Annotated in this window: 20 protein-coding genes, 6 tRNA genes and 1 pseudogene; 9 read left to right on the top strand and 18 right to left on the bottom strand. The window is 40.2% G+C overall.

All coding sequences use genetic code 11. The annotated features are described in order from the left end of the window. Positions 1-36: 36 nt before the first annotated feature. The 4 genes from ACVBJC_RS02025 to punC form a co-directional block, all read right to left on the bottom strand. Positions 37-1,905, bottom strand: coding sequence for an aspartate:alanine exchanger family transporter (locus ACVBJC_RS02025; protein ID WP_447159293.1), 1,869 nt, complete (start codon positions 1,903-1,905; stop codon positions 37-39). Between the two features lie 86 nt (positions 1,906-1,991). After that, positions 1,992-3,365 carry a glutamate decarboxylase gene (locus tag ACVBJC_RS02020; protein ID WP_447159294.1) on the bottom strand — a complete coding sequence of 458 codons (1,374 nt, stop codon included), beginning with the start codon at positions 3,363-3,365 and terminating at the stop codon, positions 1,992-1,994. Between the two features lie 676 nt (positions 3,366-4,041). Then, positions 4,042-4,132: transfer RNA gene (locus tag ACVBJC_RS02015), tRNA-Ser, on the bottom strand. A gap of 90 nt (positions 4,133-4,222) precedes the next feature. Next, positions 4,223-5,455: a purine nucleoside transporter PunC gene (gene punC, locus ACVBJC_RS02010; protein ID WP_447159295.1), complete on the bottom strand. Its 1,233-nt coding sequence runs from the start codon at positions 5,453-5,455 to the stop codon at positions 4,223-4,225. A 130-nt stretch (positions 5,456-5,585) separates the two neighbouring features. Here punC and punR point away from each other — a divergent pair, with 130 nt between their 5' ends. From punR to ACVBJC_RS01980, 6 genes are all read left to right on the top strand, one after another. Continuing rightward, positions 5,586-6,488, top strand: coding sequence for a DNA-binding transcriptional activator PunR (gene punR, locus ACVBJC_RS02005; protein WP_447159296.1), 903 nt, complete (start codon positions 5,586-5,588; stop codon positions 6,486-6,488). Positions 6,489-6,666: 178 nt separating this feature from the next. Further along, the gene (locus ACVBJC_RS02000) at positions 6,667-7,320 is read left to right on the top strand and encodes a Bax inhibitor-1/YccA family protein (RefSeq protein ID WP_447159364.1); all 654 of its coding nucleotides are present in this window, start codon (positions 6,667-6,669) and stop codon (positions 7,318-7,320) included. A gap of 57 nt (positions 7,321-7,377) precedes the next feature. Further along, positions 7,378-7,767, top strand: coding sequence for a sulfurtransferase complex subunit TusD (tusD, locus tag ACVBJC_RS01995; protein WP_447159297.1), 390 nt, complete (start codon positions 7,378-7,380; stop codon positions 7,765-7,767). A gap of 8 nt (positions 7,768-7,775) precedes the next feature. Continuing rightward, a complete protein-coding gene (gene tusC, locus ACVBJC_RS01990; RefSeq protein WP_447159298.1) occupies positions 7,776-8,132 on the top strand; it encodes a sulfurtransferase complex subunit TusC in 357 nt (118 codons plus the stop codon). Beyond that, positions 8,132-8,413, top strand: a complete 282-nt coding sequence (gene tusB / locus ACVBJC_RS01985; protein ID WP_447159299.1) for a sulfurtransferase complex subunit TusB — start codon at positions 8,132-8,134, stop codon at positions 8,411-8,413. Before tusC ends, tusB begins: the two co-directional genes overlap by 1 nt. A gap of 1 nt (position 8,414) precedes the next feature. Continuing rightward, on the top strand, positions 8,415-8,744 hold the full coding sequence (locus tag ACVBJC_RS01980) for a TusE/DsrC/DsvC family sulfur relay protein (RefSeq protein WP_447159300.1): 330 nt from the start codon (positions 8,415-8,417) through the stop codon (positions 8,742-8,744). Positions 8,745-9,336: 592 nt separating this feature from the next. Here ACVBJC_RS01980 and ACVBJC_RS01975 read toward each other — a convergent pair. From ACVBJC_RS01975 to ACVBJC_RS01950, 6 genes are all read right to left on the bottom strand, one after another. Beyond that, positions 9,337-9,422 (bottom strand) — tRNA-Leu (locus ACVBJC_RS01975). Between the two features lie 108 nt (positions 9,423-9,530). Then, positions 9,531-9,604 (bottom strand) — tRNA-Cys (locus tag ACVBJC_RS01970). A 604-nt stretch (positions 9,605-10,208) separates the two neighbouring features. Then, positions 10,209-10,294: transfer RNA gene (locus ACVBJC_RS01965), tRNA-Leu, on the bottom strand. 109 nt (positions 10,295-10,403) lie between these two features. Beyond that, positions 10,404-10,477 (bottom strand) — tRNA-Cys (locus tag ACVBJC_RS01960). A 12-nt stretch (positions 10,478-10,489) separates the two neighbouring features. After that, positions 10,490-10,565, bottom strand: a tRNA-Gly gene (locus ACVBJC_RS01955). Positions 10,566-11,149: 584 nt separating this feature from the next. Beyond that, positions 11,150-12,586: a glyceraldehyde-3-phosphate dehydrogenase gene (locus ACVBJC_RS01950; protein ID WP_447159301.1), complete on the bottom strand. Its 1,437-nt coding sequence runs from the start codon at positions 12,584-12,586 to the stop codon at positions 11,150-11,152. Between the two features lie 204 nt (positions 12,587-12,790). Between ACVBJC_RS01950 and ACVBJC_RS01945 the strand changes: the two genes are divergently transcribed. Next, positions 12,791-13,651 carry a DUF2989 domain-containing protein gene (locus ACVBJC_RS01945; RefSeq protein ID WP_447159302.1) on the top strand — a complete coding sequence of 287 codons (861 nt, stop codon included), beginning with the start codon at positions 12,791-12,793 and terminating at the stop codon, positions 13,649-13,651. 219 nt (positions 13,652-13,870) lie between these two features. Beyond that, complete coding sequence (gap, locus tag ACVBJC_RS01940; protein WP_447159303.1) at positions 13,871-14,881, top strand: type I glyceraldehyde-3-phosphate dehydrogenase; 1,011 nt, start codon at positions 13,871-13,873, stop codon at positions 14,879-14,881. Positions 14,882-14,926: 45 nt separating this feature from the next. Here the strand turns inward: gap and ACVBJC_RS01935 are convergent, their stop codons facing one another. The 7 genes and pseudogenes from ACVBJC_RS01935 to ACVBJC_RS01905 form a co-directional block, all read right to left on the bottom strand. Further along, positions 14,927-16,423, bottom strand: a complete 1,497-nt coding sequence (locus ACVBJC_RS01935) for a transporter substrate-binding domain-containing diguanylate cyclase (RefSeq protein ID WP_447159304.1) — start codon at positions 16,421-16,423, stop codon at positions 14,927-14,929. Between the two features lie 194 nt (positions 16,424-16,617). Continuing rightward, positions 16,618-16,950: a hypothetical protein gene (locus ACVBJC_RS01930; protein ID WP_447159305.1), complete on the bottom strand. Its 333-nt coding sequence runs from the start codon at positions 16,948-16,950 to the stop codon at positions 16,618-16,620. Between the two features lie 111 nt (positions 16,951-17,061). Further along, the gene (locus tag ACVBJC_RS01925) at positions 17,062-17,337 is read right to left on the bottom strand and encodes a hypothetical protein (protein ID WP_447159306.1); all 276 of its coding nucleotides are present in this window, start codon (positions 17,335-17,337) and stop codon (positions 17,062-17,064) included. Between the two features lie 276 nt (positions 17,338-17,613). Continuing rightward, a complete protein-coding gene (rimK, locus tag ACVBJC_RS01920) occupies positions 17,614-18,498 on the bottom strand; it encodes a 30S ribosomal protein S6--L-glutamate ligase (RefSeq protein ID WP_447159365.1) in 885 nt (294 codons plus the stop codon). A gap of 84 nt (positions 18,499-18,582) precedes the next feature. Further along, positions 18,583-18,990: pseudogene (locus ACVBJC_RS01915) on the bottom strand (ATP-dependent zinc protease family protein); the annotation flags it as partial. Between the two features lie 348 nt (positions 18,991-19,338). Beyond that, the gene (locus ACVBJC_RS01910; RefSeq protein WP_447159307.1) at positions 19,339-20,034 is read right to left on the bottom strand and encodes an SDR family oxidoreductase; all 696 of its coding nucleotides are present in this window, start codon (positions 20,032-20,034) and stop codon (positions 19,339-19,341) included. Positions 20,035-20,478: 444 nt separating this feature from the next. Continuing rightward, complete coding sequence (locus ACVBJC_RS01905; RefSeq protein WP_447159308.1) at positions 20,479-20,868, bottom strand: glycine zipper family protein; 390 nt, start codon at positions 20,866-20,868, stop codon at positions 20,479-20,481. Positions 20,869-21,013: 145 nt separating this feature from the next. On the opposite strand from ACVBJC_RS01905, the gene ACVBJC_RS01900 reads away from it, so the two are divergent. Beyond that, complete coding sequence (locus ACVBJC_RS01900; protein ID WP_447159309.1) at positions 21,014-22,060, top strand: oxidoreductase family protein; 1,047 nt, start codon at positions 21,014-21,016, stop codon at positions 22,058-22,060. A gap of 87 nt (positions 22,061-22,147) precedes the next feature. On the opposite strand, the gene ACVBJC_RS01895 is transcribed toward ACVBJC_RS01900, so the two are convergent. Next, complete coding sequence (locus ACVBJC_RS01895; RefSeq protein ID WP_447159310.1) at positions 22,148-22,717, bottom strand: hypothetical protein; 570 nt, start codon at positions 22,715-22,717, stop codon at positions 22,148-22,150. Positions 22,718-23,028 lie beyond the last annotated feature (311 nt).

Genomic DNA, 23,028 nt, shown 5'->3' with positions numbered 1-23,028 from the left:
TGTTTTGAGGAAACCGATTTATTTAAAATGGGTCAACTATGAAAATACCATTGCCATGTAACCTAAAATAAGCACGATAGCGGAAGTTAATGCATAGGGAACGGGGTAAGCTACTGCCGCTATGCCACTTTTAGAAATATCCTGAATACCATTGAGTGCCGGTGTACTATTTCGCCCTCCGGCACACGCCCCAGCAAGTATGACCGGGTTCATATTTCTAAAATAATAGCCATAAATCCATGCCAAGAAAGGTGGAACTAAGGCTCCTAGCAAGCCAAGTACAGCTATCCATATTACGACGGTACCTTGGAATGATGACATGATTTTTGGCCCGACTCCTGCGGCCAACACAGCAACAAATAGGCTCAACCCTATGTCATTGAGAAACGCGCGTGCGCCTTCGCTAGTCGGTCCACCAAAATCAGGATTTCGGGTGCGTAACCATGAAACTAAAATACCCATTAACATACAGCCCGCTGAGGTACCTAACGCAAATGGAATACCGCTAATTTCAACGCTGGCATGCCCAATAACAAAGCCTATGAATAGTGCCAGTGACATAAATGACACTTCTGTGTAGGCACTTTCAATAATAGGCACCCCCTTTAATGCATTAGCGGCTTGATTTATACACCATGTAGGACCTGCTAGTCGTAAAACATCACCTTTTTCTACCACTGTTTTAGGAAGGTGAGGAATGGCAACACCAGCTCTAAACATAGATTTTAAATGGATCCCAAAGCCCATTTGGGATCCAACTTCTGCTAACGTTTTTCCAGCGAACTCACTTTTTCCAACATGGATATCGGCCACTTCGATATCAACCATTCTCGCGCGACGTTCATCCACTTCTTTACCGACTTTATCCTTACCATTAAGGAGTAAATTGTAATCGCCCATCACACCCACAATGTCGCCTAACTGAATGGTTGGATTATCATTCGCATCAATCACATCATCGCCACGAACTACTTTTACGATTGTGGCATGGGGATTCATTTTAAACAGCTGATTTACCGTTTTACCCACCACTTCTTTATGTTCAACGAGGTAAGTGCGAATTTGTTTGTCAGTAAAACCAAGAATTGACGCGCCTGCAGTGCCAGGTAATGCACCACCGTCCTCTCCCCCACCAAACTCTTTCTCAGCTTTTAGAGCTTCAGCTACAGCATCTTTACCAAACATTTTTGGTAAGTACTTAATAAGTAGAATAATGAATATCGAAGATAATACGTAACTAATCGCGTAGCCTGCAGCCATGTTTGCCCCAACCATATCAGCAGTTACACCTTCAGGAAGTTTAAATGCCCCGCTAGATACAGCCGATTGAGCAACCCCCATAACAGCCGTCACAGTGTAGCTTCCAGAAATAATTCCCGCAGCATAACCAGGACCTAAATCGAGTACTTTAACGCCAAAGAATACGATTAAGAAGTTAGAGAAAACCACAATCAGGCCAATCACTAAGAAATCTACGCCGCCTCGGGCTAAGCCTGAGAAAAATTGTGGCCCTACCCGCATGCCTAATGCATACATGAAAAGCATCAAGAAGATATCTTCGACAAGACCTGGAATGTTATAGGTGATCCCATAAAGTGCACTTGAGGCTAAAGCTATGAGGATCCCTGTCACTAATGTACCGGCTGTCGCGCCGAGCGAAATCCCTCCGATGGTAATACGGCCTATAGGATAACCAATAGCCAGTGTTAAAAATAAGTAAGCAAAAGGATTTTGTGCTAAATAATTAAAAGCCCAAGCAACCCCTTGATATGATTGTGGCTCAGCCGATGAGGCGTATGCATTACCTATGGTTAAGATTGCAAGACCACATAGCCCCAATATAAGGCTAATAATGTGTTTAGGTGGATTAGATAAACAACCTAAGATTCTAGAACGAACGTTCATAATTTTATCCAGTCAGTATTGATGATGAAAAAGAAGTAACGACTAGTTACTTCTTTTTCATTAGTGATTAGTGATTAGTGATTTAATTAACACTTACCAGAGGACACTTTATGAAGATCATGCAATACCGGAGCTGTTGCATTACCGCCATGCTCTTCTAAATATTCACATGCCATCTCAATGTCTCTAGCTAAGATTTCAGCAGAGTCTCGATTAAGGTGTGGCCTTACAACGATACGCAAGCTGTTCACTTCTTGAGCGTCAGCAGGCATTGAATAAGCGGATAAAATCCAACCATGTTCACGAACTTTATTGGAAATATCAAATTCATTATATTGAGTAATTGACTCATCTAGAGTCAAAGCTACCACAGGGATCCGCTGCGTTTCATTCATCACTTTAAACTTCCCTGTGGCGAGTAAGCGATCTCTTAGGTATTCTGCATTTGCTACGGTTTGCTTCATAATGCTTGTGTAGCCCGCTTTACCAAGTCGGATAAAGTTATAATATTGTGCGAGCACGGTCGCTGAACTCTTACTGAAATTAAGAGTGGCTGTAGCTGCTTCACCGCCAAGGTAGTTAACGTAAAATACTAAATCTTCGTTAAATATTGCGCGTTCACGGAAAATAATCCACCCAAGACCTGGAGGCACTAAGCCGAACTTATGGCCAGAAGCATTAATCGACTTGACCCGAGGTAAGCGGAAGTCCCATTTGTATTCAGGGTAAAGGAAAGGATTAACAAAACCACCTGATGCTGCATCAATATGCATAGGAATTGAAATGCCCGTTTTTTCTTCAAAAGCATCTAACCAATCATGGATGGCTTGGAAGTCATCATCTTCCCCTGTAAATGTTTGCCCTGCGATGGCAACGACACAAATTGTGTTTTCATCGACGTACTCGTCAAGCTGTTCAGCAGTTAACCGGTATTGACCTGGTTTTAGTGGAACGATACGAGGTTCAACGTCAAAATATTTAAGGAATTTTTTCCACACAATTTGTACGTTCCCCCCCGTAACCATGTTAGGTTTAGTCGAATCTTTACCAGCTTTTTCTCGTTCTTGACGCCAGTTCCACTTATGTGCCAACCCCGCAAGCATACAGGCTTCAGAAGAACCAACTGTCGCAGCGCCATATGCTTCCACGTCTTTTGGACCATTCCATAACTCATGTAGCCAATTAACGCATTTCTCTTCAGTCGCTTTAGTATGAGGATACATATCAGGATCAGCAAAGTTTCTAAACGAGCCTTCTTTAAATATTTCGGCTGCTTCAGGCTCCATAAATGTTGTCACAAAAGATGACAGATTTAACATTGGGTTTGCGTCTGTCCAGCATTCACTTTTAACTAGTGCTGCGGCAGCGCGAGCAGCCATTCCCTCTTCAGGGAAGCTTTCTGGTACTTCGATATTAAATTGTTCGTAAGGATTTAAATTAGCGTATTTTTCCTGAGACATAATGATTTCCTACTAAGTGTTACCGAAGAGTCAATTAGTGAACTCCTGGCGTAGTTAATGTAATTAAGTAACTTATGTTGCCAATTACTAATGAGTACAAATGATTCAAACTAGCGCTAACTGGTCACTATATTATTTGAACTTATTCCATTCTCTAACTCACTTTAGATGGACTAAACCCTTCATAAAATAAACCGCAATAACGACCATTTCCAAAGTTGTATGAAGTTTGAAGTATTAAACCTAAATGACTCCTAAACGATACTCGGCAATTATTACAAACGGATAAAGGGGGACGTTACTGTAAGCTGGAATAGCAAAACGCCAATAGATGGGTATAGAATGATTAATAGAGTGCAGTAAAGTGTTAAATTTAACCTAATAATAGAAAATCTGACTTCAGCCCTGATTTACGTAAATAGGGCTTTCACTCTTCATTCTAGAGTGGAAGCACTTTCTTTAGATATGGCGTAGGGATAGCCGGCTTCTAACAATAGCAACCCTAGGGGTCAATATGACCTCAAGAATGCGAAAGGCCTCTGCATTTCTGCTGAGGCCTTATCTAAATGTGGTGCTGGGATAGCTAACTATTAAACAATAGGAATCCTGGGTTCTAATCAGCTTTATAACCGAAACGAAAAAAGACTTCCATTACTGGAAGCCTTTTCTCTATATGTGGCGGAGGGATAGGGATTTGAACCCTAGATGGGCTATAAACCCATGCCGGTTTTCAAGACCGGTGCATTCGACCACTCTGCCATCCCTCCGAACGCCGCGAATAATATAGCGCTCTGTTAACCTTGTAAAGAGATAATTATCATAAATTATCTCTTTGAACAATTACCAAGCTGTTTAGCTTATTTATCATCCTGATTTATTGCGATGCGAGCAGGATCGGGCATAACAATGTTTTCGCTCACTTCTTGCCAATTATTGTGATTACGTAGCTTGTAGCCAATAAACACAATAAATGAACAGATCATGATGCCCCAACCTATCGCCACTTCACCGCTGGTTGCCCAAATGGCAACAAGACTTGAAGCGCCAAAAGATAAACTTATCTGTAAGAAGTTTTGTAAACCTGCCGCTTTTGCAGCGTTTTCAGGAAACTGCTGTAAGGCGCCATTAACCACGATGGGGTATATCGCACCATTACATGCAGCAAGAACAGAGAACACAGCTAGCAGTGGGAATACTGACAAGCCTGTAATCAAAATAGTCACTACAACGATGGCAAGTGAACATAAGCCAAATACTGATAACAATACTGTTAGCGCTTTTTCGGCACCGACTTTACGAATAAGCGTCTTGCTTGCATAGCCGCCTAAAACGAACATGATAGTTTGTGGAATAAAGCTCAAACCGATCGCTGTAGCATCGAATCCATGCTGCTCCATAACCATAGGCCAAACAGTTAGGTATGAGAAGAATGCACCAGAACAAGCACCAAAAATAACAACATTGCCTAAATATTTGGTGTTCTTAAAAATTTTAAGGTAACTGATCTCTTTCTTTTCATGATTTACCGCTTTGGTTTCACCTGGCACAAACCAAACTGTCAATAAAATCATGGCGACTGACATACACGTCAGAGTAACGAAAATGCTTTCCCAGCCCATTGATTCCAGAATGAATGCACCTAAAATTGGGGCTAATGCTGGCGATAACGCCACAAGCGGCATAATGTTTGAAAAAACACTTTGTGCCTTTGAAGCATCATACTTCTCAATCACAATGGCTTGCCAGATCACACCTGCAGAACAAGCACCCAACGCTTGCATAAATCGTGATATGTTAAATACTAACATTGAGTCACTAACAGATAGTGAAAAGCTCGCAACCGAAAATAATACTAATCCAAAAATGAGTGAGTTACGCTTACCAAAGCGCTCTACTAATGGACCATATAATAATTGACCCAGTGCCAAGCCCGCTAAAAAGAAGGTCAAAGACATCGCGACTTGTGATGGCGAGGTTGCCATTGAGTCTTCAATTGCTTTGAACGCAGGTAAGTACATGTCGGTTGCAATAAAACCTAACATACTTAGTAACGCAAGGTAGGCTAAAAACACATAGTATTTAACATTCATTAGAGGTTTCATAAGTAAAATTTTAAATGGTAATTTAATAATGGCGCGCAGTGTAAACACTTGCTAAACCCCTGTGAAACGTTTATTTTTCACATTAGCCATCAAAAAAACTCACAGCAGGATGTGACCTATGCTTTCAGAACAATCTCTTCAGCTCATTGACATGGTAGCCCGTGTAGGTAGCTTTACCGCTGCAGCCAATAAATTACATAAAGTTCCTTCCGCCGTAAGCTATGCGGTTAAACAAATTGAGGAAGAGTTAGGGGTTGTCTTGTTTATTAGGCACCATAGAAGTGTGAGCTTAACCCCTGCAGGAGAGCACTTTGTTAAGCAAGCAAGAAGCTTACTCACCGATTTAGACGTGATGAAAGCCGATACGATTCGGGTTGCAAATGGTTGGCAACCCACCCTGTCTATTGCCCTCGACAACATTGTTAGGGCCGACAAAATCAGTAATTTAATCGCCGACTTTTACCGTACATTTGATAATGTCGAGCTGATTATCCGCATCGAAGTGTTTAATGGTGTTTGGGAGTCAATTGCAACGGGACGAAGTGATATTGCAATCGGTGCAACAACAGCTATACCTGTCGGTGGAGACTTCCATTTTAGGGACATGGGAGAAATTGAATGGAATTTTCTTGTTGGCAAAAACCACCCGCTGGCCAATATTGATAGACCGTTAAGTGACGATGAATTAAGGCAATACCCTTCTATATGTCTTGAAGACACTTCACGTGAAATCCCCAAAAGGATGACCTGGTTACTTGAGAATCAAAGACGTCTTGTTGTACCTGATTGGATCCGCGCGATTAATTGTTTTAGAGAGGGTCTTGGTATTGGTTATATGCCCGCGCATTTTGCATTCCCGTTTATCAAAACAGGCGCGCTTATTGAAAAACAACTTGAACGCCCAAAGCTTACCAGCCCTTGTTGTTTAGCCTGGAACGCCACTAATCAATCGCCAGCCATGGCCTGGGTACTTAATTATTTAGGTGATAGTGAAAAATTACATAAGGATTGGCTCGATTAACTAAGCTTAACTTGAGGTCTTTTATGCGCTAAGCGCTTTATACCTTGTTGTGCCTGCTGTATGATTCAATAACTTAACGAGCGATAGGTTCTCATTTTGACTGTGAGGGAACTCCTTGTTTAACTCATGTTCAAATAGATAGCTTTACATTTTGTCTTCGGAGAAAGATATGAAAGATATGACACAACAAACCGCGTATAGCAGTACTACCGTTGAGGTAAATAAACTGCTTAAAAATACGTATATGCTGCTCTCTATGACCTTAGCTTTTTCTGCAGTGTGCGCAGGTTTGGCGATGGCATTAGCAATTAGCCCATTAATGTCTATTGGACTATCACTTGGTAGTTTAGTGCTTTTATTTGTAACACTAAGAAAAGCTGACTCTAGTGCGGGTCTATTCTGGGTGTTTGCTTTTACAGGTATGCAAGGTGCATCGCTAGGTTATATCCTTAATCATTACGCAGGTATGGCCAACGGCCCACAATTGATCATGCAAGCATTGGGATTAACCTCAGTAATCTTCATCACCCTTTCAGGTTATGCTGTTACGACTAAGAAAGATTTCTCTTTCATGCGTGGTTTCCTTATTGCCGGTCTTGTTATCATGGTCGTAGGCCTTCTCGTTAACCTATTCCTAGGTAACGGCATGGTGTTTATGGCGCTTAACGCCGGTATCGCATTATTAATGACAGGCTTCATTCTTTACGATACAAGCAAAATCGTTAACGGTGGCGAAACTAACTACATTCGCGCGACAATCTCTTTGTACTTAGATTTCTTGAACCTTTTCATTGCTCTACTACATTTAATGGGTATTGGCGGTGATGACTAATACCAATTAAATTTAATTGAGTTAAAATGGTCCTATTACAGGGCCATTTTTTTTATCATGAGCAAATTTATTATCCAAGTTAACTCAGCAGCTTACGGCAGCGCCTCGAGTTACAGTGCCTATCGGTTCGCTAAAGCGGCTGTTGATAGCGGCCATATTGTCGAAAAGATTTTCTTCTACCAAGATGGCGTTCTTAATACTAATCACCTTAATAGTCCGGCTAGTGATGAGTTTGATCTAAAGCAAGCATGGATTGACTTGCATGAGCAGCACGGTGTCGCTTTGGTCAATTGTGTATCTGCTGCGCTGCGCCGTGGTGTATTATCTGAGTCTGAGGCTAAAGAAAACCGCTTAGAGCATTGGAATATGCAAGCTCCATTTACTATGGGTGGTTTGGGTGAGTTAGTTACCGGTATTGAGAAAGCTAACAGGCTTATCTGTTTTTAGGAGCATGCATGAAGAAACTTTGTATTATCTTTAGACAGGCTCCTCACGGTACAGCACACGGCCGAGAAGGTCTTGATCTGTCATTATTAAGTGCCAGTTTTGAACAAGAAGTTAGCCTTATATTTACCGATGAAGGCCTGTTAACATTATTAAAAAACCAAGATCCTGAATCTATTGGTTGTAAAGACTATATAGCGACACTCGGTGCACTCCCCCTTTACGATATAGACACTGTATTAGTATGCCAAGAGTCGATGCACGAATTGGGTTTGCTTGAAACAGATTTTCGAATTACAGCTTCTATTTCAACTGCCATAGAGATTTCCACTCATTTAGCCGGTGTCGATGAGGTAATTGTTTTCTGATGATATTACATCTAATACAGCACTCTCCTGACCAGAGTGCATCACTAAAAACATGCTTACGTTATGCAACTAAAGAAGATTGCATCTTATTGTCAGGCAACGGTGTCAACAGTTTGCTCAAACAAGCGTGGCGAGCACAATTATCTGAGTATAGATGTGTTGCTTTGCAAGAAGATGTCGATGCTCGGGGCCTTACTCGCTTTTTAAAAGAGATAGAGCTGATAAACTACAACGAATTTGTGGCGCTTAGTCTAACGCACGATAAAGTAATTAGTTGGTAAAATGATAGAATTTAATGGAAAGCAGATAGACACCGATCCGCAAGGCTATTTAAAGTCGGTAAGTGACTGGACTCCAGAATTGGCGCTAGTCATTGCAGAGGAAGAAAAGATAGCGCTCACTGATGCACATTGGGAAGTGATTAACTTTGTCCGAGAATTTTACCTCGAGTTTAAGACTAGCCCTGCTATAAGGGTATTAGTCAAAGCAATAGGCCTTAAGCTTGGAGCTGACAAGGGAAACTCTAAGTATCTCTATACCCTGTTCCCCGTTGGTCCCGCCAAGCAGGCAACCAAAATAGCCGGCCTACCGAAACCCGCTAAATGCATTTAATCTCAATCTTTATAAGGCCCTACTCGTTAGGGCTTTTTTAGGCCTATTTAATACAGGTTTGGTTATTTATTCTTTATAAGAAGGCTGTGTCCTGGCCTGTACTGCTTTATAAAAAGAGCAGCCCGGCCTACTTTATTGAAATTGAGGGGATCTCGTATCAAAATAAATCGCTTGTCGCTTGATGCATGTTTCAGAGTGATTTACTGAAGCTAAAATTTTAAACGTAAAAAAAACCAGCTCAATGGCTGGTTTAGTCACTCTTCATATGAAGATGGTACACTTACCAGACCTGCTCTATCAAATGAGAGGCACGCTTATTCAGCGAGGCATCTCTTACAAAAAATAAATCCCTTTTCGCTTATTCAGGGCTAAATTTGAAATACAAAAAAGCCCCGACATTGTCGAGGCTTACCTGCAACTCTCCATAGAGAATTATTTGGTACCCGTGGCCAGACTTGAACTGGCACGCTTATTCAGCGAGGCATCTCTTACAAAAAATAAATCCCTTTTCGCTTATTCAGGGTTAAATTTGAAATACAAAAAAGCCCCGACATTGTCGAGGCTTATCTGCAACTCTCCGTAGAGAATTATTTGGTACCCGTGGCCAGACTTGAACTGGCACGCTTATTCAGCGAGGGATTTTAAATCCCTTGTGTCTACCGATTCCACCACACGGGCAAACTCTTTGACTTTGACGATACGTATTGTCGGTATCAATACTGCCTGACTTCTTAATGATTAAGTGTCAAACTCACCAAACTCTTATTCTTTATAACTATAAAAAGTTGGAGGCGCGACCCGGAGTCGAACCGAGATCGACGGATTTGCAATCCGCAGCATAGCCATTCTGCCATCGCGCCATTTTGTTTCCCTCTTACCGGGGAACGAGGCATACTTTACTAGAATTAAAAAATGAGTCAACAAGTAATTAATTGATTTTATTCAAGTGGTTAAATCGCATACTAAACAGATATTATATAAACAATGAACGCGTAAATAATATTCGTTATAGTGAATCAAAGCTTAAAGTACCGCTTTACCGTGCAAATAAGTCGTAGCGGAAAGCGCGTAACAGAAAGTATTAGCTTATTTGTTTATTTCTCTAAAAAATAAACTGCATCGCTGTTGAGGATGCAAATGCCATTAATAGGGGCTTTACGAGTAGAGGGAGGCGTGATTGAGCACCTCAAAGCGCTAAATGATTGCTGTTCGCCCTGCTTTATGTAGATGGGTATGAACTCACTGAAAGTCTAGGCGCAAAAAACAGCTCAATGCCTGGTTTGATTACTCTTCATATAAAGATGGTGCCCGCGGCCAGATCTGCTTTATCAAAAGGAATCGCAGGCTTATTCTGCGAGGACGCCAAGATTTTATCGCATACCATCATTCAATGGGCTTAATTTGAAATACAAAAAAGCCCCGACATTGTCGAGGCTTATCTGCAACTCTCCGTAGAGAATTATTTGGTACCCGTGGCCAGACTTGAACTGGCACGCTTATTCAGCGAGGGATTTTAAATCCCTTGTGTCTACCGATTCCACCACACGGGCAAACTCTTTGACTTTGACGATACGTATTGTCGGTATCAATACTGCCTGACTTCTTAATGATTAAGTGTCAAACTCAGCAAACTCTTATTCTGTATAACTATAAAAGTTATGGAGGCGCGACCCGGAGTCGAACCGAGATCGACGGATTTGCAATCCGCAGCATAGCCATTCTGCCATCGCGCCATAACTTTAAATTGGAGCGACATATCGGGTTCGAACCGATGACCTATACCTTGGCAAGGTATCGCTCTACCAACTGAGCTAATGTCGCTTTTCAATTTAAACTGTATTCAAGTTCTTGCTTGGTTTGCTTCCCCTTGACTACGGAATGGCATTCTACCGATTTGGTTGTCAGAGTCAATCGAGAAAAACCTTTTTTATGACTGTTTGATGTTAAATCAATCAATGTAAACAATATTGCAGCTTTTTGCTTATTAGATAGTCAAAATGGTAAAGCGACTCACCTGCCCTCGACTACATTTATTTGCATTGCCATGGTTTTAGCTTCTTTACTAGCGTCAATACCGGAGCCTTTAATACCGGAGTAAATTAATTGGCTTGTCTTTAACTTAATGGCATTAGCTCAGGAATGTAAAACTCTCGGTGGCGAACGCGCGTTCTAACTGATTGGCGATAAGTATCGTGATGACTTTATTCTAAGAACCGTGATGACTTTATTATTTTAAGGATAATGTATTTTAAGACCTGAGTTTTTAAAACCCCAGAGCAGCCTGTAGTTATACCTATTACTGTTAGTACGTTTCAACCAATAATACTTAAAACAAAAAACGCCCCTATAAATAGAGGCGTTTTAGTTACTTAGATCCGCGATCTAAGCTTAATCCTAATTAGCATTTATGCATTAGGTAATGATTGGTAGTTAAGACCAAGCATTTTTTGCATCACACCTACAACTTGACAGCTGTAACCAAATTCGTTGTCATACCATACATAAAGAATAGTACGGTTACCGTCAGCAATAGTCGCTTGTGAGTCCACAACACCCGCGTAACGTGAACCGACTAAATCACTTGATACGATTTCAGTCGAATCAGTGTAATCAATTTGGTTTTGCAGTTCAGACTGCAGCGCCATATCTTTTAGGTACTCGTTCATTTCATGTTTATTCGTTTCACCGTCGAGGTTAAGGCTAATGATAGCCATAGACACATTTGGTGTTGGAACACGAATAGCGTTGCCTGTTAACTTACCTTCAAGCACAGGTAGTGCTTTTGAAACTGCTTTAGCTGCGCCCGTTTCAGTAATGACCATGTTTAGTGGTGCACTGCGACCACGGCGATCTGCACTGTGGTAGTTATCGATAAGATTTTGGTCATTGGTGTATGAGTGAATAGTCTCAACGTGACCATTTACGATGCCATATTTATCGTTAACAGCTTTTAGTACTGGGGTAATAGCGTTAGTCGTACAGCTTGCTGCAGATACAATTGTATCTTCGTCAAGAATGTCTGACTCGTTAACACCATAAACGATATTTTTAATGGCTCCTTTTGCAGGAGCGGTAAGTAACACTTTACTTGCACCAGGTGACTTAAGATGTAGACCTAGACCCGCTTCATCTTTCCAAATACCTGTGTTATCAACCACAAGTGCATTTGAAATACCAAACTTAGTGTAATCGACTTCATCTGGAGAATTTGCGTAGATAACCTGAATGTAGGTACCATTGGCAATGATTGCATTGTTTTCTTCGTCAACTTCTACAGAGCCATTGAATGGACCATGTACAGAGTCACGACGCAATAAACTGGCACGTTTTTCTAAATCGCCCTTGCGGCCACCACGAAGTACAATTGCGCGTAGTCTAAGCTTATTGCTTACACCTGTTCTTTCGATAAGAAGACGAGCGAGTAAGCGTCCGATACGGCCAAATCCGTATAGCACAACATCTTTGGCTGCTTGTGTGTCTTCTAAGGTGATTGCATCTGCAAGTTCGCGGCTCATATAAGCCTCTATTTGACTCGCATCTTGATACTCGCGCCAGTAATTGACTGCCAGTTTACCGATATCAACTTTACATTGTTTTACCGCTAACTTACTTAAAGCCTCGATAAATGGAAAGCTTTCACGTAATCTCAGTTTTTCACCAACATGGCGACGCACTAAACGGTGCGATTTAATGATTTCGATTGTAGAAGCATTTAGCAGAGGTTTGCCATAGACGACGACTTCTACACCTTGGTTACGATATAATTTACCAAGTAGAGGTTGCATAGCCTCTGCCATTTCGAAACGTTCTTGCCAACTTTGTAGGTGTTTATCAGCGCTCATTAACAGATCCTTTATCTCACTTTTCCAATTTTTTAATTAGAAATGTTTGAGTAACAAAAAGAAAAGACCAATAATCTAACGTTATATTAGGGTTCTTTCCCCGTTTGGTCGGCGCCATTGTAATGAAAAGTTAGCTTTCAGGCTAGTCAGAAATTTTCGTTAACAATGTAATTTTATTAGAAAAAAGTCCGCTTGGAGCCATGTTTGAACAAAAACTTTGTAATGTTTACATCATTTTTAGGAATTAGCGCTTTTTTGGGGCTTTTTGGCTGTGAAGGACCTACAAATACTCAGGTGATTTGTAACAAAAATCCCGAACTTTGTGCCGATTTGCACAAAGATAGTTGGTGTCGCTTCGAAAAAGGTGACCTGATCCGTAATCGATTCAAGTTGAAAGGTACACCGGAGCCCTCAGGTAAGCTAGTTTATGAGCAATTGTTATATTTAGAACGCTACAATAAATGTGTTGAATTGGCAGCTGGAGTTCAACATATTTTGCATCCTGAGCGAACCAATGATCGTGCTAGAGCATTTGGGTTAAGTTCACAATCATTAGCTGAGCTGGAAGCAACCACTAAGGGCAGTAATGACCCTCACCTCGCCTACTATCATTGGTCTCGATTTAATGATCCTCAGGCCGAGAGAATATTGTTTGCCGCAGAGGAACGCGGAGCTATTACCGATATAGTATTAAAAGCAGAGTTGGCTTCTTACTATCTTAGAATAAACCAGGCTAAGTCTAAGCAGCTCTATACAGAGGTGCTCGATGGCAGTACTGAAGAAAACTTTAACCCTGATTGGTTACTTGCTTTAGCGACACTCTATCGACAAGAAAACCAGTTAGAAATCGATTATTGGCTCTCTAAAACAAATATTGAATTAACTGAGGCTAATTTTTCCGAAGAGCAAATGCTGGCGTTGCTGAAAGGTGATAAAAGATTGCAGCGCAAATTAGATAAAGACGCGTTAATACTTGCAGATCAACTACAATCTGGAAGTTATCAAAAGAGTAAATTAAAGAAACTACTTGATAAAGATATGAATGAAGCTTATTTACCATTATAAGCTGACATTTAACTATCATTTAGTTCTGGCAATATATTTGCCAAGTTTCAAGTTTTTTGTACATTTATGCAATAATTGCTTGGAATCGCGACATGTGTAAAAAAATTACCTAAATTACGCTGACAAAGTGGCTTTTATAGCCGATATAACTTGACGATAGCTGTCAGTTTGGTAATTTTACTACCAGATACTTTTAAACATTTACCTGAGGGATATGAGATGACTATCCGAGTTGCAATTAACGGCTATGGCCGTATCGGCCGCAATGTTCTACGTGCTCTATATGAAAGCGAGAAGAACTATCCTATCAAGATCGTCGCACTTAACGATTTAGGTGACGCTTCAATCAACGCTCATTTAACTAAGTACGACTCAGTACATGGACGCTTTAACGCTAAAGTTGAGCATACTGATGACGCTATTTTTGTTAACGAAGATAAAATCCTTACCTTCCAAGAGCGTGACCCTTCAAAGCTTCCTTGGAAAGAGCTAGATATCGACGTGGTATTTGAATGTACTGGTATCTTCACTTCTAAAGAATCTGTTCAATCACATTTAGACGCTGGCGCAAAGAAAGTACTTATTTCTGCTCCTGGTAAAAATGTGGATGCAACTGTTGTTTACGGCGTAAACAACGATGTTATCACCAGCGATATGACTGTGATTTCAAATGCGTCTTGTACTACTAACTGTTTAGCTCCATTTGCTAAGCCGTTAAATGATGAAATTGGTATTGAATCAGGTCTTATGACAACGATTCATGCATACACCAATGATCAACGTTTGTCTGACGTTTACCACACTGACCTACGCCGTGCTCGTGCTGCAGCAATGTCAATGATCCCAACACAGACGGGTGCTGCTGCAGCTGTAGGTCTTGTTGTTCCTGAGCTTGCTGGTAAGTTTGATGGACTAGCAGTACGTGTACCTACTGTTAACGTGTCACTCGTTGACCTGTCTTTCGTGGCTGCACGTGACACAAGTGTTGAAGAGATCAACGCCATCATTGAGAAAGCAGCTTCTGTTGCTCCATTGAGTGAAGTGTTAGCTGTAAACCACGAGCCATTGGTATCAATCGACTTTAACCATAATCCATACTCTTCAAACTTTGACGCAACTCAAACTCGCGTTAACGGTCGTCTAGTAAAAGTAATGGCATGGTACGACAACGAATGGGGCTTCAGTAACCGCATGTTAGATAATGCAGTTGCACTTATGTCTGCTAAGTAATTCGAATGTTGTAATAAAAACCCAGCGAATGCTGGGTTTTTATTGTTATATACTTGAGAACTCGAAACAATTACGACCATTACCTTTCGCTTTATACATAAGTAGATCGGCTTGATTCATCAAGTAAGTGCAATCTATATCAACGTTCTTGCAATAAATGGCACCTAGGCTAACGGTAATAACTAACTGTCCAGCATCGCTATCTACCTTCGCCTCTGAAATACATCTTTGTATCGTATTAGCAAAAGCTTCTGCTTGCTCTTCGTTAAGCCCAGTCAAAAAAACACAAAACTCTTCGCCTCCTACACGGCCAAATACAGCGCTTCCACAAAGTGTTAGTTCCACTCTTTTGACGATTTCTATAATCGTTTGATCACCAACCTGGTGGCCAAACGTATCATTAACCCCTTTAAATCCATCGATATCGAACAGTAATAGCGTAATACTAGTTTTTCTAATATTATTTTGACGTTCAAACTCACTCATAAAAGCACGTCGATTATCGATACCCGTTAATGAATCTTTCTTCGCCAATAATTGTAATTCCTGATTTGCCGAGTAGAGTTCTTTAGTTCGCAGCATGACGGTTCTTTTAAGCTGTATAACGTAAATCGCAATCATGCTTAACGATAAAACTATCAGTAGTGGCAGTAAGTAACTCGGGTATACCGTTTCAACATGCAACCATTTCCTCTGAATACGATTCAAAGTGTCCTGCTCTACGCGGTTAAATCCATTCTTAACAAAATTAAGCAGTACCTCATTCCCTTTTGCTACAGCGGGTTTAACTGACGCGGTATAAAGATGCTGGACAGGTGCAAAAGCACTTTGCCTGTTTGATGTATACAAATAAAAGTTTGCAACTTGAAAATCAGCTACAAAGGCGTTGATGTCAGAACGTAAAGCCGCTTCAATCATCTGCTCATTATTTTTAAAACGGATAAATTTAGCTTTTGGGTAAGCTTGACGGATGAAGTTATCTTCATAGCTTCCTTCGATCACGCCTAGCGTTGTGTGCTCTACAATTGAATCTAAACTATCGCTAAGTAAAGACTGCTCTACAAATAGTTGACCTTCTAGCTGAGCGAGGTTATTAGCGTAGTCCAAATACCTCGCCCTATCATTTGACCATACTAAGCCAGCATGTATGTCGGCTTTACCTAGCCGTACATTATCGATAGATTCTTGCCAATCAGATAAAAGAAATTGAATTTCTATCTGATTCGTCTCGCCAAACTCTTTCCATAAATCAATTAGCAAACCTCTGGGCTCATTTTTATCATCAAGGTAAGAAAAGGGTTTCCATGCTTTGGAGTTCGCTATCACGAGTGCGATAGTGCTTTTGGGCGTATTATAAGACGAGACTCCAATGCCGTTTGGGTACATTGGTGTTAATAAGAGAATTAATACCAATAACATAAGCATTGAGAGGATAGTTAAAGGCGCAAATCGTAGGAATGGAGATTTACTGATTGTATTAGGTTTTTGCTGTTCTTGGTCACCTTTGGGGAAAGTCGCCACGGGATACAGTTCCTTTGCCATAATCCTTTAGGGGTAAAAATAACACTTTTAAAACAATTACTCTACGTCACCTGATTTATGTAAGCATGATTAACACTTAAGAATGATAACAAGCGTAATTTCGAATTTTGGCATGTTTTATGGGGCGGCGCGTATTGATGTCGACATAAACCCCATAAGTCCATTGTGTGCCATAAGAGCAGGAAGAGGAGAGTTTAGATAAATTTCCGTTTTTTTGTTGAACTAGATCCAATAGCTTCATCTATTACTTCGATATTTTGATTGATATAGCTAATTAGTATGTGCTTCTCGCTATCACCCATTCCAGTATTTAACACTGCACGGTGTAACTCTAGAGCTTCAGATTTATGACTAAGAAGTGTAAGCGCTGATATTTGGTCTAAATTTTGATAACGCATCAATAAGGCTCGTTGAGTAAGCCTTATAGATGCATGAATAAGTAATGTGAGACTTGTCACTTTGTCTTGAGTAATCACTCGCGGCTCAAAAGCCTGACATTGAAGAGCTTGTTGTCTAGTGGAATGCATATTTACCCCTGTAAAGTTTGCCCTGCTATTAGGCTATTGGGGTAAATAGTAACTTTCTAACGCTGTACGTTGGCTTAATGGCTATATTATCAACAAAGACACGTTCCAGGGTTAACTTCGTTTTATTCTCACGACTTTAAAAATATCCATTTCGAAGCCAGCAACCCCCTGCTTGTCTGGATAATAAGTCATGTTTACACGGGCACCGCTCAAACTCTTATATTTTTTGGTTCGCCTGAACGTAAAAGGAGTATCACAGTTATCAATCATGACAGTGTGAATGACCCAGTCATCTTTAGCTCTTTGTGTATGGGAACAAACTTTAACATCTTCTGAATGAACGAGCTTGTCATGCTTAACTAACATTTTGTCTACTGTGGACTTCACAATTTCCTCCATAGAAAAAAAGTAAGTAATAAAAGTAGCACAAAGTACTATTTGAGTAAAAAAATTTACTCAAAATGGCGGCCTTTAACCTAGCATAATCGTCATTGCTTCATTATTCCTGTTCATCTAAAGCCAGCTATGGGTCACCAAAGTAATGATTGTTATATGAAGGTAAACTTATTGCAGAATGCCACAAAAAGCATGCGGATATTGGATGAAAAAAAAGCGCTATGTCTGAGACATAACGCTTTTAATTAAGTCGTTATTGGATGCTAATTATTCAGGCTTCCAACCTAACTTCTTCTCTATTGAATCAATCATTGCACCAGCAATATCAATACCAGTAGCAGACTCAATACCTTCTAGTCCTGGCGATGAGTTGATCTCCAGTAAAAGTGGTCCACGGCTTGAACGGATAATATCAACACCGGCAACACGAAGTCCCATTGTCTTAGCCGCTTTAAGTGCTAACTGGCGCTCAGCAGCACTTACCGAAACGATAGATGCACTACCACCTTGATGAATGTTAGCTCTAAACTCACCAGGAGCCGCTGTACGCTCGATAGAAGCAACAACCTTACCGTCGATTACAAAGCAACGTAAATCCTTACCTTGAGCTTCTTTGATAAACTCTTGTACCAATAGATTTACATGTAACGATTTAAAAGCATTAATCACACTTTCAGCTGCTTTTGTCGTTTCTGCAAGTACAACGCCTTTGCCTTGAGTACCTTCAAGTAGCTTAACGATAAGTGGTGCACCACCAACCATATCGATTAGATCTTTAGTATCAACAGGTGAATTTGCAAATCCACTGGTAGGAATATCTAAGTTATTCTTTTGCAATAACTGCAAAGAGAATAGTTTGTCTCTTGAGCGTGTTATCGCATCAGAAGTATTAAGCGCCATGATATTCAGACTTTCAAAGTGGCGTGTTAACGCACAACCGTAAAAAGTCATACTTGGTCTGATCCGCGGAATAACCGCATCGAGGTCGTTTAATATACGGCCACCACGGTAATGTACTTCAGGCTCAGAAGCATCAAGCTTTAAATAACATTGCTTGATGTTTAAGAATACCATCTCATGACCGCGCTGTTCACCAGCTTCGATTATACGGCGGTTACTGTATAAGTCAGGGTTGCTCGCTAGTAAGCCGATCTTTAAACCGCTTTTCTTAGCCGATTTAACACCATATAGTTTTTCAACTTCATCATCATTTTGCTCACCTAAGCAAAATGAAGCAGAAGGGTCAACTAAGGTCTTGTTGCTCATCGCTTCACGGCCTAACAGCATGCGGTAACCCATGCTATCGCGGTTCGTTAATGTAAGTTCTACTTCCCACGCGTGACCACCTAGCTGAATAACAGAGGCAATAACGTAACGCTTTTCTGATTCGCCATTTGAACTCTTGATATTACGACGATCGATAACTTTACTTTCACATCGAAGAATGATCTTGCGACTATTTTGTATCGGGTGAAGCTCAAAAGAAACCCATGGCTCGCCTTCTCTTTTAAAAGGTCGGATATTGACAGCATGGATTGATGACGTTCTGGCGCCAGAGTCTACTCTAGCCTTAATTGCAGGAACACCAAGAGCTGGGAATGCACACCACTCTTCACTTCCGATAATAAACTTATTGTCGCTCATTACAATTCTTCCAGTTAAGTTAAATTAAGGAGCGCGAAAGTACTCCTTTTTTCAGCAGATGCAAACTAAATTTTAGTTATTTTCTGCATACCGATAGATTTTTTTCTAAAATCCTGAAAACTGAGATGTTCATCGTCGTTTTATAGACGTATGAACGGCTGACATCACGTTAACTCGATTAAAGATGTAGAGTATCAAAAATATGTTTTTTTGAGTAGTTTCATTAAGTAAATTATAATTTATACACATAATAAATGTGTTATTTTTACAATTTGTCAGTCAGTAGTTCTCAACAGCAATCGTTTTTATCCAGGTGCAACCGTGTAACGTATTCTGTTCTAAATACTGTTACCAAGGGATCACCTTAGCCTGATAATCATAAAATTCACCACTTTGTTCTTGTGTTAAAGAGTCTAATACTTGCATCATTCCTTTTACTGATGCATCTGTATCTATTAATGCATTAGGCCCCCCCATTGCAGTTAGCACCCAGCCAGGGTGTAAGGCGACACATTTAATATCATCAGCTTTAAGATCGATTGAAAGGCTTTTAACGACAGAGTTTAGTGCCGCTTTTGACGAGCGATAGTAATAGCCCCCTCCACTTCTGTTATCCTGCATACTTCCAACTTTGGAAGAGATAAATGCAGCAATGCTGTTAGACCCAAGTTTGAGATTTGTATATAAGGCTTCTGTTATTAGTAAAGGGGCAATGGTGTTGATCTCGAGTACTCTTCGCCACTCATTTGCATCCGTTTGTCCAAAGCTGACTCCCTTAGGACCATAATACCCGGCGTTATTGATGAGTAGATCTATCGGAGCGCCATCTAATTCAGTGGTTAATGCCGAAATGGAATCTGCCACAGTAACATCTAGCGCTATCACCTTTAGCTGATCGAAGTTCGACTTTAGCACCGACAGCTCTACTGCTTTTTTGGGGTTTCGGCAACTAGCTGTAACTTGCCAGCCCGCCTTTAAATAGTGCTCAACGAACGCCCGGCCTATTCCGCGATTCCCACCAGTTATGAGTACATGTTTAGTCATTTAATTTACCTTAAAAAGATCGAGTTCTATCATCAAAGCTCAGTCTAGTTCAGAGTCAAGCAAAGTTGCGAAATAATGAGGGAAAAAATACAAAATATGAAGTATTAGTTACTCATTAACATCTATGCATTTCAAAAGCTTGTCTATTATATAAATGTGTTATCAAACGATATTATTCAGCAAATCAAGTGTTAGAGCGTCTGCTCGACTATTGGATACCGCTACAGCGCCATGCTTGCCCTGATAGACTTAGTCTATGTTAAAGATAAAGCAGAACACCTAATCAGATTGCAAAGGTAAAGAAAGTGTAAAACTCACACCAATTTAAGTGATGAAAGTTTAGCTACTGCAGATGAGCTTCTGCAACCACAGAATCACATGTGAGTAACAACTTGCAAGTATGGACCATCTCTTGCCAGTTTAAATGTAATCCCATTTATCCTGTTAATTTAAGACCGCATAGCCACGATTTGTCATACAGTTTTTGATCACTGTTTGCTGCTCGGCTTCAAATGAATCTCTGTTTTGGCGCTTCTCTCTACCCTTAGAAATCACCCCAATACCGAGCCCTATTGCTGCGCCCTGTTTTGCCCCATCGGAACCTGAACCACCTGCGATAGCCTTACCGGCAGAGCCAATTGCAGCACCTTTAGCTGCAGTGCCAACAGCGCTCGAATCTGTACTTTTGTGTTTAACTTGAGTTGATAACTCTGTACATTGATGCAAATCATATACATAGTCCTTCTCATCAACTCCTGTTTTATCCACAATAATATTGGCTATGGCACTAAACGGTAACAACATACAACCAATTGCTAATAAATAACTTTTCATTAATAATTCCTATTTATCAAATAGTTTTACTTTAATCATCAACAGAATCAATGGACATACTCTGTTTTGAATTCTTATGTATATCGATTATAGTACAGCCTTTTTCCTGTCCATCACTTGAACAGATCTTCACTAAGGCTCATTAATGAAACAAAATGTAAAATCTGTTGAGGAGGCCTTGTCTTACATATTGGGCACACAATCTTTCTACAAAGTAGAAACAATACAGTCGCTCTGGGCTGGATATGGTGAGATAGCAAGATACCGATTCACTTCATCAACACAGAGCAAGCTCAAGAGTGCAAATACCTTTATCGTAAAACATATCTGTCCGCCAAAGCAGGTAAAGCACCCAAGAGGATGGGCTGGCTCTTTTTCACATCAGAGAAAACTCAACTCTTATAAAGTTGAAATGAACTTTTATAAAGACTTTGCCGACCAGTGCGATCATAATTGTCAAGTACCTATGCTATTAGGGATGACAAGCTTCAAACATAGAGATGGATTGACCCAGCTGATTGTTATGACTGATCTAGATTCAAACGGGTTTTCAACGAGAGCGTCATGTCTGACGATAGATCAAACTAAGTTATGTCTTCGTTGGTTAGCGCATTTTCATGCAAAGTTTTTAAAAATTTCAACTGAGACTGCACATGAAGGGCTTTGGCCAATTGGAACATATTGGCATCTTGAAACTCGTCATGAAGAATGGCTTGCAATGCCTGATACAATGTTAAAATCAAATGCAGCCAAGATAGATAACATACTGAAACAATGCAAATATCAGACACTAGTACATGGTGATGCCAAAGTTGCAAACTTCTGTTTTAACAAAAAATTTACGGATGTGGCCGCTGTCGATTTTCAATATGTAGGCACTGGAGTGGGTGTTAAAGATGTCATTTACTTGCTTGGTAGTTGTTTGACTGAAATAGACTGCGAGAGTAATTTCTCAGTATTACTGCATGATTATTTTTCAGAGCTTGCAAGGGCCATAGAATTATACCAACCCAATATTGATGCCTTACTCGTCATCAAAGAGTGGCAAAAATTAGTCTTTTTTGCCTGGGCTGACTTTGAACGCTTCCTCGTTGGCTGGGCACCAGAACACACAAAACGAAATCGATTCAGTGAAAAGATAACGCAAACGGCTTTAAATTATTGTAATGATCCTGCGTATCTTAACGTTTAACAGAACTAAACCGAGAGCAAACCGAGTGAAAGGCAAGAATATACTTGGATAAAATTTCTTATATATTAGCCAAGTGTTCCTCACTCTTTAGTTTCTATCTTGATATTCACTTAACAGAAAATCAATTGCTTGATCAAAAGTATCGACTTGATTGATAGACATGAACTCTTTTAAGCGAGTGACTAAATCATTACCAATCTCTATATGTGATTTTTTTTTACGTTTTTTTATTTGCGATAATTCTTTACGAACCATTCTCCAACCATAATCACTGAAGTACTGGTTGAGCAAAATATTCGATTTTTCCAAAGCTATATCTAAACCACGATTCTGTTTACGCTTATGATTTAGCTCTGATAAACTTTCTGTCAACATAATATACAGCTGATGACTATCGCCATTAGAATTAAATTCAACGAACCAGTCTTTTCTCTTTGTAACTTCAGTTAATGGAATGAGACGATAGATCAAAGGTAACGCAAATATCAGTTCATCGAGTTGCAGCAGTTTTAACATCCGCCCTGCTGTCGGCTTTGCGTTATGGTACTGCCAAACTTGTGCTGGCTTAACTGGATTTTTTGTATCTGTACCAGATTTAGACTCAGTCACAAGCTTAGACTTTTGTTCAACCTCAGATAACATTTTTTGTGTGACCATAATAAATTCTCGAGCCCTGTATAAGTATCAGAATAATGCATAAGGAAATAACCAACAGATAAAGTATGGTGTAACCACATTATATAAAAGTATTACTCTTTTCTCTATATAACTATCTATTAAATCTAGTGTTTTTATATTGCCCTCTATACATATAGGTAAGACAGATAAAATGGTGTCACCATACTAAACCCGTTGTTACCAAGTGTTATCACTCACATATTAGAACCTACATGCTAATCTAGCTTATTCATAAATACTCTGTTTCTTGCTATCTTGTTTCTAGTTAGCTTGGTCTTAATGGCCGTCCT

The organism is Shewanella sp. 0m-6 (genome assembly GCF_052977325.1).
The sequence above is the reverse complement of the archived record's forward strand: the minus strand, read 5'-3'. Positions and strand labels throughout refer to the sequence as shown.